Genomic DNA, 18,144 nt, shown 5'->3' with positions numbered 1-18,144 from the left:
TCTAAAACTCTAAAATAATTTTTTACTATATTTGACATAGATATTGGTTTGTTTGGCGACATCAAGATACTGAATTTCAGTATCTTGACCAATATCTAATCAATTTATTTTACTTCAAATAATTACACCCAACGGGTTAATTATACTTAAAAACTATAGTAAATGTAGTTCCTTTTCCAACATTACTTGCGACTGAAATAGTTCCACCCATACTTTCAACCTGAGATTTAACTAAATACAACCCTAAACCTTTACTATCCGGGTAATTGTGGAATCGTTGATACAGCCCAAAAATCTTATCCATATTCTTATCCAAATCTATACCTATTCCGTTGTCCTTGAATGTTATTATTAGGTTGTCGTCTACTAACTTAGTCCCAACAGTAACTCTTAATTGTCTAACAGGATCTCTATATTTTATAGCATTTGTTAGTAAATTTAGAAAAATACTTTCTAAATACGATTTGTTTATATCTAAAATTGTGACGTCTTCTAAATCAATTTTCAGAATAGGTTTGTGAACGCTAATCAGGAAACTAAGTTGGTTAAACACATTTTCGAATACGTCTTTAATCAATACTTTTTCTTTTTGAATTGAAGGGTTGTCTTTAATGATTATTACCTTAACTAAATCGTTTATCGTTTCATTTAATAAATGGGTTGATTTTGAAAACCCGGTGATTATTTCTTTTAATTCCGGATCTTCAATAGTGATATCCTCAATAAGGTTTAGTAGTCCGGTTAAATTGGATAATGGCGCCCTTAAGTTATGTGAAGTAATATAAGAGAACTGCTTTAGATCCTTATTGTTCTGGGTTAACTCCCGTATGAGTTGTTCTCTTTCTTTTTCTCTTTCTTTTTCCTCGGTAACATCTCTTTGTATCGAAATCCAATGCGAATGTTCTCCTTCTTTATCTGTTACGGGAATCATCGAAAAGTTAACCCAAAATTCCTCCTCACTCTTTTTATAACTTATAGTTTCAATAAAGCATTCTTTATATTCCTGAATAGCTGTCTTTAGTTTGTCAAATTCTAAAATGTCTGATTTTTTTCCGAAGAACATTTCAGGAGATTTCCCAATCACTTCATCTGCGGGATAACCTGTCATATCAGTAAAAGCAGAATTGACGAATATAATATTTGGTATGGCACTTTCGGAAGTGTCAATATCTGTAATCATTACCGAGTCCTTCGACTGCGTAATTACCGTTTCAAGTAGCCTAAGTCGCTGTTCTTCCTGTTTTTGTTTAGTAACGTCTTGAATTGCCCCAATCATTCTGATAGGTTTTCCACTGGCATCTTTAACCAAAAATCCCCTGTCAAAAACATATTTGGAACTCCCATCCGCACATTGAAAACGGTACTCATCCTGCCATTTTTCGGTTTTTTGCTCTAAAAAAGAATACAGTTTAACCGACATTTTTAAACTGTCTTCAGGATGAATCCGGTCGAACCACCATTTCGATGTTGTACCTACATCTTCTTTTTTATAACCAAAAACACCCTGTATACCTTTGTTCCAAACAAAACTGTCATTCTTCATTTTCCAATCCCAGATAGTGTCACTCGTTGCTTTGGCTACAATATCATATCGTTCGTTTGATTCCTTGATTTCAATATTGGTCAGATGTAATTTTTCAAACACAGATTTATTTTTCATTTCATTTTGATATAAAATGAATTTTAAGATTAAACCTGAGACAACAATAAAAAGTACATCCTTTAGGTAAAGGTATTTGAAAACGGATTCGAGATTCGATCCTGACAAATAAATTACAAATACTTTATGGACAATGATTGCCATAAACATTAAAATAAGGACGTATATTAATGTTATTCTATTTGAATTATTTTTCATTACTCAAATATATATAATTTCAAATAAGTTTTAGAATTTAACCAAAAACTTATTAAGGATTTTATAAACTGAACTCCATTTTTACAAAATAGTTAACTAATTGTTTATTGGTTTTTATTCTAAAAATAAAGTGTACCTTTGCACCTTCAAAAAAACACAGATGGAATCTATAAGAAACATTGCTATTATTGCTCACGTTGACCACGGAAAAACAACTTTGGTTGACAAAATCATGTATCACTGTCAGTTATTTCGTGAAAACGAAAACACAGGTGATTTAATTTTAGATAACAACGATTTAGAGCGAGAAAGAGGAATTACGATTACTTCAAAAAACGTTTCGGTTGTATATAAAGGAACAAAAATCAATATTATCGATACTCCAGGTCACGCTGACTTTGGCGGAGAAGTGGAACGTGTATTAAACATGGCTGACGGAGTTTGTCTTTTAGTAGATGCTTTCGAAGGTCCAATGCCACAAACGCGTTTCGTATTGCAAAAAGCAATCGACTTAGGTTTAAAACCATGCGTAGTTATAAATAAAGTAGATAAGGAAAACTGTACTCCGGAAGAAGTGCACGAGAAAGTTTTCGACTTAATGTTTGAACTAGGGGCAGAGGAATGGCAGTTGGATTTCCCAACCGTTTATGGTTCGGCTAAAAATAACTGGATGTCTGATGATTTCAGAAATATGACAACAAACATTGAACCTTTGTTAGATATGGTTGTGGCTCATGTTCCGCCTCCAAAAGTTTCTACAGGTACACCTCAAATGTTGATTACATCATTGGATTTCTCTTCATTCACCGGACGTATCGCGATTGGCCGTTTGGAAAGAGGTGAATTAAAAGAGGGATTGCCTATTTCTTTGGTAAAAAGAGATGGCAAAGTAATGAAATCCAGAATTAAGGAATTACACACTTTTGAAGGCCTTGGCCGTAAAAAAGTAGAAAGCGTAATTGCCGGAGATATTTGTGCTATTGTTGGTGTGGAAGGTTTTGAAATTGGTGATACTATCGCTGATTTTGAAAACCCGGAAGCGTTGCAGACAATTGCAATCGACGAACCTACAATGAGCATGTTGTTTACAATTAACGACTCACCATTCTTTGGTAAAGAAGGAAAATTTGTGACTTCAAGACACATTAGAGACAGATTGACAAAAGAGCTGGAAAAAAACCTGGCAATGAAATTAGGTGAAACCGATTCAGCTGATAAATTCATGGTTTTTGGGCGTGGTGTTCTTCACTTATCAGTTTTGATTGAAACCATGAGAAGAGAAGGATACGAAATGCAGATTGGACAGCCACAAGTTATTATCAAGGAAATTGAGGGTAAAAAATGTGAGCCAATCGAAGAATTAACAATCGACTTACCAGATCATTTATCAGGTAGAGCAGTAGAGTTTGTTTCTATTCGTAAAGGTGAAATGTTGAGCATGGAAGCCAAAGGCGAACGTATGATTGTGAAATTCAACATTCCATCACGTGGAATTATTGGATTGAGAAATCTTTTGCTAACAGCTACTGCTGGAGAAGCAATTATGGCACACCGTTATATTGGATACGAACCATTCAAAGGCGAAATTCCAGGAAGAAATAACGGGTCATTAATCTCTATGGAAAACGGGAAAGCAATTCCCTATTCAATCGATAAATTACAGGATCGTGGTAAATTCTTCGTTAATCCTAATGATGAAATCTACGAAGGTCAAGTTATTGGGGAAAATTCCCGTAGCGATGATATGGCTATAAACGTTACAAAGGCTAAAAAACAGTCCAACGTTCGTTCATCAGGTAATGATGAAAAAGCCAGAATCATTCCTCCGATTATTTTCTCCTTGGAAGAAGCGTTAGAGTACATTCAAAAAGATGAATATGTTGAGGTAACTCCAAAATCTATTCGTTTGCGTAAAATCTATTTAACAGAAAATGATAGAAAACGGAATAAAATATAAATTGCCTTTACAATAAAAAAAACCCTTTCAGTGATGAGAGGGTTTTTATTTAGGAGCTATTTCCAGCTTTCCGCGCTACATGGTAGCCAGCTGCAATCTGGGCTAGGGCTATTTCTTTAACAGGAACTCCAGCGGAAAATTCAATCGTTCTGCCCATGATTTTTCAGAATGGTCTTTTCATTGCCCGTCATGCATATAGAGTACAGCATATTTTTCGTTTGCTGAATAACCATCCGGAAGCCAAACATCAACGTTTCGGGCATCTACATAGTGTGATTTGAAATTTAGGAAACTTTCAATTCTTCCGGAGGAAACTTTTATTTTCTGTGCAGTAGAAACCATTCCAATAAAAATAAAAAAAATGGCTATTTTCATGATTGCATTATCGTTTCAAAGTAAAATGTCCTTTGGCACTTCTTCCATCTTCAAATTTAATGCTGTACCAATAATCATCTCCTGGCATTAGGTGACCGTTGAATGTTCCGTCCCAACCCAAACCGGTAGTCCCAATTTGTTTCAATAATTTTCCGAAACGGTCAAAGATGTAAATTGTTGACAGATAATTAAAATCCCGGCTTACACCTTTTACATTCCAATAATCATTATAGCCATCGCCATTTGGTGTGAAATAATGTGGAACTCCTAGCACAGCCACCGTAATTGGACCAACCGAACCACAACCATTTTTGTCACGAACATAAACGTCATGAAGGCCCATAGGTACATTCTCAAAAAAGTTACTGTCCCTGTATGGACCATTAACATCATCAATGGCAAATTCGTAATCGCCCAGACTTGATGGACTTACATTTATCGTTATCGTGTTGATGTCTGCCAAATCAACCACATCTATGGATTGAATGGTGGCTATTTCTGAACCAGTAACTGTGATTACTCTTGTCTTCGTACAACCAAAAGCATTGGTAACATCAACACTATATATTCCGGGCGTGTTTACTGTTAGGGTTGGAGTAGTTATTCCATTTGCAACATTATTGGTGTACCATAAAAACGAATAATCTGTCGTTGGCGTACCATCCAAAATTCCACCATCAATACTGGCTTGTGTATCAGGTAAACAAATGATTATATTTTCTTCCAAATCTATTTTAGGGGTTGGATAAACAATAAATGGTATGGTTAATTGTGCCGTACATGTGGTGTTGATTGGATTTTCAACAACGACTCTTATATTTTGGGTTCCTGTAGTAAAGGGATTTGGTAACGGACTTGGCAACGGATTATTGTTTTGGTCAAAGTAATAAACATTTACTCCGGTTTGGCTTCCAAGAATGGTTGATTGAAACGTTGAAGTGTCAAAATCGTGCAATCCATTTTGGTCAACAGGATTAGGTTCTTCATCACATATTGAAGTCAGATTTGAAGGAATTACAAATGCTTCCGGTAAATCGTCAACAATAAACTGTAGCGTTTCTTCATCAAAGCATGGTTGTCCGCCGGTTTGTGTGTTATTGTTTTCGACTCTTATTGTAATAGTTTCTGAACCATTTACTTGAAATGGATTTGGCAAAGGTGTTGAAAGCTGGGTGCCACTAGCTCTGAAATATTTCACATTTACCCCAGTTTGCCCATTTAAAACAGTTGCCTGAATAGTTGAGGTGTCGAAACCAAAAATGCCATCCTGATTATCATCACACTGACGGATAATATTATTGGCGTTTATCGGATTAGCTGTTGGCAAAGCTTCTACAACAACATTAAATGTTTTGTATCCATAGCAAGAATTGTCCAAAGTGCTTTCGACACGAACCCAAATCGTTTGTGAATTTGGGAAACCAATATTTCGATAGTTGGTAGTATTTGTGATTGCCAGTGAATTTCCTAAAGCATCTGTTTCGGCAAGGAAATCGGCTTCGGTTTTATAATATTTGATACTGTAATTAGCACTTGGTCCGGGCAGAAAAGCAAGTAAATTATTGGTAATGCTCGTAAAATCATAAGGTCCGGAAATTCCGTCTCTGTCATTATTAATAGCATCCAGATAATCATCACATAAGTATTGATTTGGGATGACATAACTTGGCGGAATTTGTGTTACCGAAACCAGTAAGTCAATTCGGGCTACCCTAAAGCAACCATTGCTATTTTCAACTCGGGCATAAACACTTGCACTTCCGGAAGTATAGGCAATTGGATTAGCAATCAAAAATGTATTGTTTTGCGAATTTGCTGCTGCAAGAGTTGTGTAGTAAGTAAAGGTTTCGTTTAAATAATTAGCCGAAATGACGTCGTTTTTTTGGGTGAGATTAAAAGTAGAAATTCCATCACTATCATCGTCACATTGCTTCAAAGTGATTGGTGTTGTGACAACCGGTAAAGGATATGTTGTGAGTACTGCCACATTGGAATATAAACCGCAGGCATTTCCGTTTTTGATTAAATACACACGATATTGGTAACCAACCATTGATGGCGTCACATTAGAAACCGTTAATGCATTTGTACCTGCGCCAGAATAGGTGGCATTGTTGAAAATAAGTGACCATGTTGCTCCGCTATCTGTTGATACCTGCCATTGATATGTGTTTACGGCATTCGTGCTGATAGTAAAAGTGGCACTTTGTAACTCGCAGGCTGTACTATTTTGAGGTTGTGTATTGATTATTATCGGCGCAGAAGTTGTATAATCTGAATTCGGATTTCCATAACCGGTGCCACTTGTTACGAGTCCGTTGTTGGGGTTAACAGTTGGAGGTGCGGTTCCTCCTAATAATCCGTCCAGATTACTGTCTAAATAACCCGCTTCGATTACGTCATTACATAAATCGTTATCGCTGTCCAACTCGATGGCGTTGTAAATTCCGTCGGCATCCGTGTCGGCAAGTACATACATTGGTTTTATAATTCCACTATCAGCAGACGTTTCTAATGGATTGAATAATCCGTTGGCTCCAAAATTAGCACCGTCTATTGTACCATTGCTGTCAGCATCTGTCACATTAAAGCCGGCTTCATCCAAATCGTGAATTCCATCATTATCAGAATCTAAATCTAAATAATTCGGAACTCCATCTGCATCTGTGTCGGCCGGAACAATTCCAGAACTAAAAATGTCATCAATTCCATCACCATTAACATCAACATGCGAAAGTGTTATGCTACTTTGTGCTTGTGCTTCGTATAAATCTGCAATAGAGTCATTATCACTGTCATAATCGTTTTGGTCAGCAACGCCATCAAAATCTGAATCTTTTGGAATACAGGTAGCGATAAGTCGCAATGCAACTCTGCTCGTGCTTGTGTCTGCAAGATTGATATTGGTTATCTTAATTGAATTTATCAGATTTCCTCTGACGGAAAAAGTTCCGGTTCCGGCTGCTAATGGAACAGCATTATTTAATCGGAATCGAATTTCAAAAGAAGAATATTGTGTAATTCCACTTTCATAAATGCCATCATAATTTGTGTCAATCAACAACTCATTGTTTGGATTTAAAATAGTCAATGTTTTATTTACAGGACAGCTTATCCTTATTTCTGTTGACGATGTAAATAGATCAGTAGGATTGGCTACCGATGCATATTCTACTGCTAAACTTATTGGCGATGTAAAATTGGAAACCGTATAACTTACCGTATTGTCTTTTCCGATTGCTGCTTCTGTTACAAAATTCCCAACGGCATCTCCAACAATTGGAGTAGCGGAAGGTGCTCCTGTTCCTGAAAAAGCAATTGCTCCGGTGTATGAATTAGTATAACTACCAGCTATAGCAATTGTTCCTACGGTTGTATTGGTCAGATTAAAATTTTTGTCACCAAATGATTCCGTGCAATTAGTAATTCCGTCATTGTCATTGTCAAGATCAATATTATCATTTATACCATCATTATCAGTATCATTTGGGCACGAGCTTATAGGAATATTATCTGAATCCTTCGGACTTGTACAACCGGCAATAGTTGCTGAAACATAATAGTATCCGGGACCATGGCCTCTAGGATTGATTAAAGGTTGACCGATTTCTAAAGGTTGATAGGTATTATCCGTTGCGCCCGAAATTAGATTTCCATTAAAATACCATTGAAATACATCAAAAGGGCTAAGTGAATTTACACTTAAAATAGAATTTGGGATACAACCTGATTGCGTGGTGTCAACTTCGTTAAAGGATACTTCGGGCTTAAAAGTAAAACCGGAATAATACCCGCCAAAGGTTGCAGCTTGTTCAGAGCCATAAGCAGCCAAATACAATTCACCCGATGAGTATACAGAGACATTACCGGTCAGTCCGGTCAACACATAGGTTTCATAATTTGCATTCCCAGTTACTGATAATGGTCCGACTACATTTACTCCAATACTTGCTAAGCTTGCTAAAGTGTAATTCGTACCATTAATGATAAAATTAAGTGTTGCCGCAGTTGTTGTTACAAGAGTAACCCTTCCGATAAATTGGCGTGTACCAACATAATCTATATATGGAATATTATCAATAACCCTGGGCGTTTGACAACTTAATGGCGGGACAAAAAACATTTCCTGGTTTCGTTGGTCAACAGCACTATCGTCACCAATACTTTGATAGGCAAAAACTTTTTTGTTGACACTTACAAATAAATTTCCATTTGCAGTGTAATTAGATCCGTCCAGGGATAAATATTCACCGGCATTTATTATGGTGAAAGTCGGTACTGAACCGTTTAGTGTTACCACTGTATTATCTTCATCAGCAACCAGGATTATTTTTTCTACATCGTTAATACCTGTACTTTTTATGAAAATGTAATCGTTGCTTGTTATTCTTTCAGCCGGAACTATTTGATCAAAACCTAAATCAAGATTACCCACAGCATTCGAACCACCATAAGAGCCACAGTTTACGGCTATAGGCTTGTCTGCTAAAACTAAAGATCCAATTAACCCATCTCTATTTGCAGGAGTTGGTCCCTGAACTGCCATGACATAACTTTCTCCCCGGTTTAGGGTAACATTAAATGGATTACTTCCCGTGGCGCTATTCACAAGTTGGACACCGGGTTTCATTCCGCTAAAGTTAACTGTAGTGTTATTTTCGGTTGCTAATACAGAAACAAAAGTATAGTGAATATCGATGTAATTTTGAACTAAGGTATTAGTAAAAGCGCCAACTCTAAAACGCAAACCAAGTGCAGCAAGTCCTTTTGAAACTATATTTCCGGCTTGATTTCCATTTCCAGCAACAATTCTGGCCGAGACATAAACCAAATCATCAGCTTCAACAATATAGCCTTTGTTATTCAAAACCGAACCAGCTATACTGGAGTCAACGTGTATTTGGGTATCGCTGCCAAATCCAATATCATAAACATAAGGAACATCCCTGGAAACAGTTCCGTAAATTGTAGTTCCTCCAAGTTGTATAATTCTGAAATTTACAGGATTTATGTTTGGTGTGGATATGTAAATAAACTGTTCTTCAGGAGTTACACTTGTAGAACCGGAAACTGGTGGAATATAATGGGTTTTACTAAATTGCGAGAAACAATTTAAGGATAAAAGCAAAACAAAAAGTAAATAGAAGCGCTTCATTTTCATTCGCTAAAATTAGCAAATAAATAAGAAAAACATAAAAAGAACATGGTCTATTTATGTTTTCCTTAAGATTTGACTGTTGATTGAATTATAAATCTCTTTTTTGGATTATTTTGTAGGATAAAAAAATGAATATTGCTGTCCAGACCAAAACGATTAAAATGGAAGCAAAGTGCACATCATAGTCTTTTACATGTGTATCACCAACGGCAGTTTGGATGTTTTTTATAACACTCAAGCGTGTAAAGGGCTCTACAATTAAATTACTCATAGATTCTAATGGGAAAAATTGCGTGATTTGTGATGCTGTATCACTTTTTGGAAAGATTTTAAACGTCAATACGCCATTGGCTATGCCTTCAATAATATTCCAAACAAATAGGAAACCTATAGCAAAAGCAGAACGTTTTACCAGAATTCCTAAAAACAAACAGAAAGAGAAAAATCCAACCAACTTAATAAAGTAGCCTAGTAAATATTCTATATCAGAAAAAACGATTCCCAATTCGGTATAAGATGAAAAACTATAGCCTAAAATAAGTGACATTACAAAAACAAAAACAGTAGAAACAAATGCAAATAGTACAACGGTTAAGAATTTAGAAAGTACAAATTCTTGTTTACTCATTCCATCGATGAGGTTTTGTTTTAGCGTTCCGTAACTGTATTCGTTAGCCATCATAGAGACAATGACGATGGCTAAAAAGAATTTAAGAATTGCGGCAATATAGGTGTTGAAATGCCAAATAAAAGGGAAATTAAAAATTCCCATTTCTGCAAAATGCAATTGAAAATTTCCAATTTTAATATTAATGGAAGCAATCAATGCAATAAACGATAATATTACAAAATAACTAATCGTTAAGATTCTGCTTGCGCGGTTTTTCCAGATTTTTTGTAATTCTATTGCGAGTAATCTTTTCATATTAGTTTTTTGTTAATTCAAGAAATTGTTCTTCCAGACTCATTTTTTTATAGACCAAATGGTTTAGAAAAATCCCTTTTTCTGCGAGATAACGATTTAAAAGTGAAGCATCAAATTGGGTTTTAAAGTGAACAATAACTTTTCCTTCCGCTTCTAAAATTTTTTCAACTTCGGGATGATTTTTTAGCGTTTCCATAAGTATGGAATTGCTATCTGCCTGCAGTTCAAAAAAACCTCCTTGATTGCTCATACCATCAACGGTGCCGCTATACAGAATCTTACCAACCCGCAAAACCAAAACATGGCTGCACACTTTTTCAACTTCGTCCAATAAATGCGAAGCCAACAGAATTGTTGTTCCTTGTGAAGCAATCAAACGGATAATATCACGAATCTGATGAATCCCCTGTGGGTCTAAACCGTTGGTTGGTTCATCGAGAATTAAAATTTCAGGGTCATTTAATAAGGCAGAAGCTATGGCTAACCGTTGTTTCATTCCCAAGGAAAAAGTTTTGAATTTGCTGTCTTTTCTATCAATAAGTCCAACAATTTCAAGCTTTTCACTCACTTTGGAATAATCAATGTTTTTTATTTTGCAAACCAATTCCAGGTTCTCTTTGGCCGACATGTATGGATAAAAATTTGGGCGTTCAATAATGGCGCCGACTTTTTTTAACGCTTCATGTGTTTGCATAGTTCCGTCAAACCAACTGTAATCACCGGAAGTTTTGTTGACAACGTTTAATACTATACCTAAAGTTGTAGATTTCCCTGAACCATTCGGACCCAGAATTCCGTAGACATTACCTTTATGTATTTCAAGAGAAACGTTATTTACGGCGTGAATTTTACCATAACGTTTGTGAAGATTTTTAATAGAAAGAATAGTAGATTCCAAAGAATAGTTTTTAAGATTTTGAATAGGACGATAAAAAACTTATTTTGTTACTACTCTTTTCGAAAGTAAAATTTGGACAGAAATTGTTTTTTTAAATTCAAATAAAAAAGCGTTTCATTGATGTCTTTAAGCCTTGATGTCAATGTTATCTTTTGACCTCTGGTGTCATTTGTTACCTGCATTTTGCAAGTTGAACATTCGTATTCACTAAAGTGGTTGTTTACTTTTTTGGTTTCTACAAAGCGGTGTCCGAGTAGTGAACAGCGATAATGTTTTTTCACCATTCCATCTGCTATGTAATTTGTTTCCATGAAGTTGGTTTTGGTTTTGTAAAATAAACTTACCACTGTACCGACTAAATGCCAAAATTAATCGATGAATTACGTTTTTTTGACGCTTTACAATAATTATACTTACAAAACGTAATGAAAAATTAGTTATAAGGAACTATTGTTGGTTCACCAATTTGGAAATCAGGCAAAGCTAAATCGTTGTTTTTAAAAGTATTAGTTTTAAAAACATTGGTTCCCTGAAAAGGAATGGAAGGATAGAAAGAAAATGAAATCTGAAAACTATTAAACACCAAATAATCATTATTTATCAAAGCACCCAAACTAAAAATGGAATATATTTTATCATTAAAAAATTGGTTGTTTTCATCACCAAGTATCCCCAAAGTCATGTTAATGAACGGACTAAAATGAAATCCGTGCCAATTTCCCGGCAAATATGTTTGTGTTTGAAAAGAAGTAAATAGTTTTTTAGTTCCATTAATCAAAGGGTTATTAAACCCTGAAACCCCATTTTCATCAGAAATAGTAACCCTATCTTTTATAATTTGTGCCCTGTGAGTTCCGATTACCAATGTTGGTTGAATAAACTGTCGTATTCTCCAACTCCCAATAGAAAGCAGATTTGTAAAATAATTGGCTTCAATTCTCAAGGTAGTTTCTTCGCTACGACCGCTGTTATTAAAACTTCCTATTTCAATATTTGTTCCGAGATAACCAAAATTGAAATAATCCCCATAGGCAAATCGTCCCCCTAAATAGGCTCTTCGATTATTGTTCTTATCCTGAAATCCACCCGTTATAGCATAAACCTGTCCATAGGGAACATCTTCCACAATACCAAAATTGAACAAATATTTATCCTCATAAAATTTTTGGTTATTTATACCAATTGTTGCTAAATATAATTTTTCAGACGCAAAAAACTGTGATGGGTCATATAGTAATGCAGGCCGTTTCAGGTAAGAAACATCTTTATAGCCAAAAGTAGTTACGAGGTTGGTGGTTCTGAAATCCTCGCTTTTTCCTTCAAATATTTTAAAAGAATGGCCAATCCAGTATTGCTGAGTTTGCAATTTAAAAACTTGATCTTCAAAAACACCGGTGGCGTCAGGTAGGGAATCTACATAGAACCTGTTTTCAAGATAAACGCCACCCGCCAATCGTGTTAACGGAGAGAAAAACGGTCTTTCAATACGTGCGCTTCGGGTAATGTTATCGTTTAAATCTTTCTCGTACCCAAAGATGGTTTTTATAAAGGTATTTTTGATGTTGTTAATGGTGTAGTGAATATCGTACGCTTGCTTTCCATCCTCAAATCTTTTTGTATAGTCAGTTTCGATTTCGTGGCCTAAACCAAAGAAGTTTCTTTCGGTCAAATCTGCCCTGACTTTTGAGCCCGAAACGGCTCCTGAAGGAATCAAGGTCCACGAATCTAAAACCCTTACAGAAATATCGACTGAATCTTGGCTGTTCGGAATTTCTATGGGTTTAATGATAACACTTCTTACATAGCGTTGCCTTCTGATTAAACGTTCTGATTCCTTTGCAACAATTGAATCTAAAGGTTCATTTTTTTTAAAAAGTAATAAATTCCGGATAGTCCATTTCTTGGTTCGAAGATGTATCTTATTTCCAAATCTTTCAAAAGCATTTCCGGGTTCATCTTTATAATTATCAACTGCATAGCCAAAAGGATCTAAAGTTTCAATGATAATTTCGCGAATAATTTTGCCTTCGTTTCTGTCAAATGTTTTTTTGATAAAAAAACGCTTTCGGGCATTTTTTTTAGAAACCGCCACATTTTTTTTTGATTTGAAGAAAACCCGGTAAACCAATTTGTTAAACTTACTTTTCTTGGAATAATCTTCTATCTTTTTATAAACCTTAACCGAGTCGTTACCGCTGTTTTTTTCCTGCGCCCGAGAAGTTTGGCAGTAAATGAATAAAAATAAAAAAAAGTAGAGATACTTAGATTTCATAGCATTATTCCAATTGAGCAAATATAATAGCTTTTAACAATCTTAATTTATATAATTTACGTTTTTATTTATGCTTTTACCTATTAAAAAACCCCAACAGCTTTGAACTATTGAGGATTGTTTATGCAACCAAAATTGTTAGGATTTCTGTTCTTTATTGAAATATACTAAATAATAATACATTTGCTTCTCTTCATCCCAGCCTTTTTCTACATATTTCTCAGCACTTTCCGGGTTTATAAAATCAAGTTTGATTTGGATATGTGTGTCCAGATTGATTACGTTTTTAATTGACCTTCTGGCGTCAGAAACTGCAGTATTTGCTATGGGAAACGAAGTCACATCTTCAATACTGTATTTTTCGCCTTTGTCGACTTTATAGTTTTTAAATTCCGGAATTAAGTCGGGATTGTCCAAAACTTCGTTCAGGAAATTACTTTCTTCAAATTGATCATTTTTGGCAAAATAATTCACCGAACGATTCATAAACATCACTTCTTCTTTTTTGTCTTCGGCTGGAAAAACAACATCTTTTGCAAATCCCTGGCAGAATTTCAAATACTTTTTGGTAATGAAATTTTCATCCTGAAACGCATCAACCGAAAGGAAATGTTCCAACCAATAACGAGTGTCATAACGGTTGCTGTCGATGCTTAAAATCTTATAGCCTTCTTCTTTTTTGTAGTTAAAAATCAAGCAGCCTTTATCGAGTTTATTCAGATTAATGCCGTGTTGCAAAATCATTTCTAAAGATTTTCCTTTTTCTTCAAACTGCATAAAGTCAGAGATGATTTCACTTTTGAAAACACCAATAGCATCTACAACATTATTATCAATATTCAAATTGGTTAAATACGCCACATACACTTCACCGTTCTTGATGTGCGGATGATTGGATTGCTCAAAAAGGTGATTGGTGATTTTCTTTGAAACTTCGTGAATATCACCTGGATTGGTGAAAATTTCCGTCGCTAAGTTAAACATATCGTTATATTCCAAGTCAACTTCGTGGGCAAACTGGAAATAGTTTTCTTCTTTTTCACGAAATGATTTGAAAAAATATTCCTTTAATAAAGGAACAATTTCGTCATTTAAATTATAAGGTTGCTCCGAGAGAAATACTGGCTCATTTCTGTTTTTGTTTCCAACTCGGTGAATGGATAATGACTCGATGTGCGTGTTAAATAGGTTGATCATTTTTCTTTTTAGATGAAAGCCAAGAAGAAAGAACAAAGACAGTTCAGTTAATTCTTGACCATTTATATTTTAAAATTCTTTTCTCTTGCTTCTTTTTTCTATTCTCTGGAGCTAATTCCAATTCTCTTCAAATCCGTAATCTTCAAAACTGTCATCGCCACCAAAAGCATCCAAATCATCTTCATCTAAATCGTCTTCAAATTCAGAATAAAAATCTTCACCTTCAGCTTCAAACTCTTTTTCCGGAGCAATAGCAGGCAGTTCTCCATGAGAAAATAGTAAAATAGGATAAGTTTCTCCGGCTACCGCTTCTTCCACTGTTGCAAGTTCAACCAGGAATGTCCACATATTGATAAAATCGTACACATAAATTATCTTAGTCTGGTCTTGGCTAAGCAACTGATTTAAGGTATAATCGCTCATTGTTTTTTGTTCACCCGGAATATCACCGGTATCAAACATCGGAATTTCCTCTTCCTGATTCCAAGTGTCATCGCAAGTATAAAACGAAGCAACTTCTAAACCGTCAAAACCAAAAGCATTGACAATAGCGTTGTGTAAATCCTCTAAAGTAGTTTCTTCCTGAATTGCAATGTCCCTGAAAATATCCTCTTCTGCATCAAGAATTGCCCTGAATTTATAAATCATAACCGTAATTTTTATAAGCGAGCAAAGGTAAATTTAATTTAGGATTAATGAATTGCAAATTATGAATTATTGAAAAGATTTTTTGAATTGCGACCCGAGCACGAATTGCAAACTGTATGAAGCGAAGCGAAATAAATTGTTGAAACATTTTTATCAAAAAAACATCGATTAAATGCACCAGAATTGCAATAAATGTTAGGCTGTCGAGTTTTGCGGTAGTTTAACGATTAAGTTAGATTTAAAAAATACGAACAACTAATTTAGCCTTAGTTAATTAGAAAAATAACAAGAAAGCTATTGAGTAGCATTCTTTTAAAGATAAATATCCTGTCAGATAATTAATAATTCAAACGAAAAAAATCTGTTCTCATCGAACGGGTTTTTTTTTGCAGTTCATCCTCAAAAAATAACAATTCGGTAAACTTAAATTGTATAGTTTTAATGCCTGATGCAACTTTGCTGCAACAAAACTAAAAACATGAAGGCATTCTGCACATTAACATTTCTCCTAATTGCTTATATCAGTACTGCACAACAAACAATCTCCGGAACCGTAGTCGATGAAAAAAACAAGCCTGTTGCTGGTGCCAATGTTTTTATTGATGGCACTTATGATGGCGCGTCGACGGATGAAAAAGGAAATTTCAGCTTTCAGACTACGGTTTTCGGAAATCAAACTCTTGTGGTCAGTTTTCTAACTTTTGAAACACTAAAATTAGCTATTGATACTAACAATTGCAAAGACAAAACATTCAAACTTAAGGAAAGTGTAAATACGCTCGATGCCGTAATCATAACAGCCGGGACGTTTAGCGCCGGAGAAAAAAGCAGGGTTTCGGTTTTGAAACCATTAGATATTGTAACTACTGCCGGTTCTGCAGGAAATATTATTGCTGCACTACAAACCTTACCAGGAACACAAAATGTTGGTGAAGATGGCAGGTTGTTTGTTCGTGGTGGCGAAGCGGATGAAACGCAAACTTTCGTTGACGGAATTCGCGTAGCACAACCTTATGGTGCAAGCACCAATAATTTACCAACTCGTGGACGATTTTCTCCGTTTTTGTTTAGTGGAATTTCATTTTCTACTGGTGGTTATTCGGCAGAATATGGAGAAGCATTGTCGAGTGTATTGTTATTGAATACACAGGATGAACCCGACCAAAACAAAACAGACATTTCGCTCATGACCGTTGGTTTGGGATTTAGCAATACGCAAAAATGAAAAAAAAAAGCTCGTTAAGTGTTAACACAGCTTATATAGATTTAGCACCTTACGAAGCCGCTATTCCACAGAATGTGGATTGGAATAAACCTTTTCAATCGCTGTCAGGAGAAACTGTCTATCGTTATAATTTTGCTAATGGAATATTCAAAGCGTATGCAGCTTTTGACGCATCCCGATTTGATTTGAATCAGGAAGACATTAATCATCCGGAGAAAGTGAGAGTAAATCTGAGAAACAATAATTTCTATTTCAACAGTTCTTATAAGGGTAATTTTGGCGGCAACTGGCAAATTTTTACCGGTTTGAGTTATGGTTATGGTCAGAATAAAATTGGCATTGATGCTAATGAAGTAAACAATGCTGAACATGCATCACATTTGAAATTAAAGTTCACAAAAAAGCTTTCAGAAAGGGTAAAACTGAATTTTGGAACCGATTATTTTACCACCAAGTTTGATGAAGACTTCAACACAACTTATAAAAACGGTTATGATTCTAATATAGCGGCTGTTTATACTGAAGCTGATATTTTCTTCTCTAAAAAATTCGCCGTTAAAGTCGGTGTAAGAGCTTCAACCAATGATTACATAGACGAAAGCAGCATTTCACCAAGAGCATCTTTGGCGTATAAGATTTCAAAAAACAGTCAGTTTGCTTTTGCCTATGGTGATTTTGAGCAAGCGCCACGACAAGAGTATTTAAAGTACTCAAGTGATTTCAAAACTGAAAAAGCAGCGCATTATATTTTGAATTACCAATATGTAAAAGCAAACAGAACGCTTCGAACTGAAATTTACTATAAACAATACGACGATTTAGTTAAATATGATACTGATTCACAACCTAATGCAGTTTTCTCTAATTTCTCTAATAATGGAGAAGGTTATGCTAAAGGTTTGGATGTTTTTTGGAGAGATGGTAACAGCATTAAAAATCTGGAATACTGGATTTCCTATTCATATACCGATACCAAAAGAGATTATAAAAATTATACTGCCGAAGTAACACCAAGTTTTGTGGCAGCACACAGTTTGTCATTGGTAACAAAATATTGGATTTCGGATTGGAAATCGCAGGTAGGTTTTACGCAGCAATTCAGTTCCGGAAGACCATATAATAACCCGAATGAAACAGCTTTTATGAATGGCAAAACAAAATCATATAGTAGTTTAAGTTTCAATTGGGCATATTTATTATCACAACAAAAGATATTGTATTTCTCGGTTTCCAACATTTTGGGAACAAAGAATATCTTTGGTTACAACTATGCAGATACTGCAGACGTAAGCAGCGGAGCTTTTGAGAGAAAAGCAGTTACACCAACAGCCGATAGGTTTTTCTTCTTAGGTTTCTTTTGGACGATAAGCGACAACAAGAAAGACAATCAGTTGAAGAATTTATAACAATTCATCCATTAAAAACAACAGTTCGGTAACTATAAATTTTTAAGTAACTAAAACCAATATACTTTTGAACTTAAATTAAAAGAACCCGTTGGGTGTAATTAAATAATTTGATTTTTAATATTGTTTATTGGTCTATCAAATATGAATTTATTGATATATTGAACCAAAGTTAATGCTGTTATTTTAGCTAAAATTCTTGTTTTAAATCCTTCAAAAGATTTT

General features: G+C 35.1%; 10 protein-coding genes and 2 pseudogenes. 2 read left to right on the top strand and 10 right to left on the bottom strand.

Features of this window, described 5'->3' with window-relative positions:
* Positions 1-136: 136 nt before the first annotated feature.
* Positions 137-1,660 carry a PAS domain S-box protein gene (locus Q0Q99_RS02315; protein WP_293890834.1) on the bottom strand — a complete coding sequence of 508 codons (1,524 nt, stop codon included), beginning with the start codon at positions 1,658-1,660 and terminating at the stop codon, positions 137-139.
* Positions 1,661-2,018: 358 nt separating this feature from the next.
* Between Q0Q99_RS02315 and typA the strand changes: the two genes are divergently transcribed.
* Positions 2,019-3,815: a translational GTPase TypA gene (gene typA / locus Q0Q99_RS02310; protein WP_293890832.1), complete on the top strand. Its 1,797-nt coding sequence runs from the start codon at positions 2,019-2,021 to the stop codon at positions 3,813-3,815.
* Positions 3,816-3,992: 177 nt separating this feature from the next.
* Here typA and Q0Q99_RS02305 read toward each other — a convergent pair whose 3' ends face one another.
* The 8 genes from Q0Q99_RS02305 to Q0Q99_RS02270 form a co-directional block, all read right to left on the bottom strand.
* Positions 3,993-4,190, bottom strand: coding sequence for a hypothetical protein (locus Q0Q99_RS02305; protein WP_293890829.1), 198 nt, complete (start codon positions 4,188-4,190; stop codon positions 3,993-3,995).
* Between the two features lie 7 nt (positions 4,191-4,197).
* A complete protein-coding gene (locus Q0Q99_RS02300; RefSeq protein WP_293890826.1) occupies positions 4,198-9,351 on the bottom strand; it encodes a T9SS type B sorting domain-containing protein in 5,154 nt (1,717 codons plus the stop codon).
* Between the two features lie 85 nt (positions 9,352-9,436).
* Positions 9,437-10,273 (bottom strand): ABC transporter permease, encoded by an 837-nt coding sequence (locus tag Q0Q99_RS02295; RefSeq protein WP_293890823.1) that lies wholly within the window; start codon positions 10,271-10,273, stop codon positions 9,437-9,439.
* Position 10,274: 1 nt separating this feature from the next.
* Complete coding sequence (locus Q0Q99_RS02290; RefSeq protein WP_293890820.1) at positions 10,275-11,171, bottom strand: ABC transporter ATP-binding protein; 897 nt, start codon at positions 11,169-11,171, stop codon at positions 10,275-10,277.
* Positions 11,172-11,221: 50 nt separating this feature from the next.
* On the bottom strand, positions 11,222-11,482 hold the full coding sequence (locus tag Q0Q99_RS02285; RefSeq protein ID WP_293890817.1) for a hypothetical protein: 261 nt from the start codon (positions 11,480-11,482) through the stop codon (positions 11,222-11,224).
* Positions 11,483-11,604: 122 nt separating this feature from the next.
* The gene (locus tag Q0Q99_RS02280) at positions 11,605-13,443 is read right to left on the bottom strand and encodes a hypothetical protein (RefSeq protein WP_293890815.1); all 1,839 of its coding nucleotides are present in this window, start codon (positions 13,441-13,443) and stop codon (positions 11,605-11,607) included.
* A gap of 138 nt (positions 13,444-13,581) precedes the next feature.
* Entirely contained in the window at positions 13,582-14,640 is a 1,059-nt protein-coding gene (locus tag Q0Q99_RS02275) for a nucleoid-associated protein (protein ID WP_293890812.1), read from the bottom strand.
* 111 nt (positions 14,641-14,751) lie between these two features.
* Entirely contained in the window at positions 14,752-15,288 is a 537-nt protein-coding gene (locus Q0Q99_RS02270; protein WP_293890809.1) for a hypothetical protein, read from the bottom strand.
* 478 nt (positions 15,289-15,766) lie between these two features.
* Here Q0Q99_RS02270 and Q0Q99_RS02265 point away from each other — a divergent pair.
* Positions 15,767-17,919 (top strand): annotated as a pseudogene (locus tag Q0Q99_RS02265) (TonB-dependent receptor).
* Between the two features lie 101 nt (positions 17,920-18,020).
* Here Q0Q99_RS02265 and Q0Q99_RS02260 read toward each other — a convergent pair.
* A pseudogene (locus Q0Q99_RS02260) lies at positions 18,021-18,144 on the bottom strand (IS982 family transposase); the annotation flags it as partial.

This window comes from Flavobacterium sp., from assembly GCF_025352425.1.
GTDB lineage: Bacteria > Bacteroidota > Bacteroidia > Flavobacteriales > Flavobacteriaceae > Flavobacterium.
The sequence above is the reverse complement of the archived record's forward strand: the minus strand, read 5'-3'. Positions and strand labels throughout refer to the sequence as shown.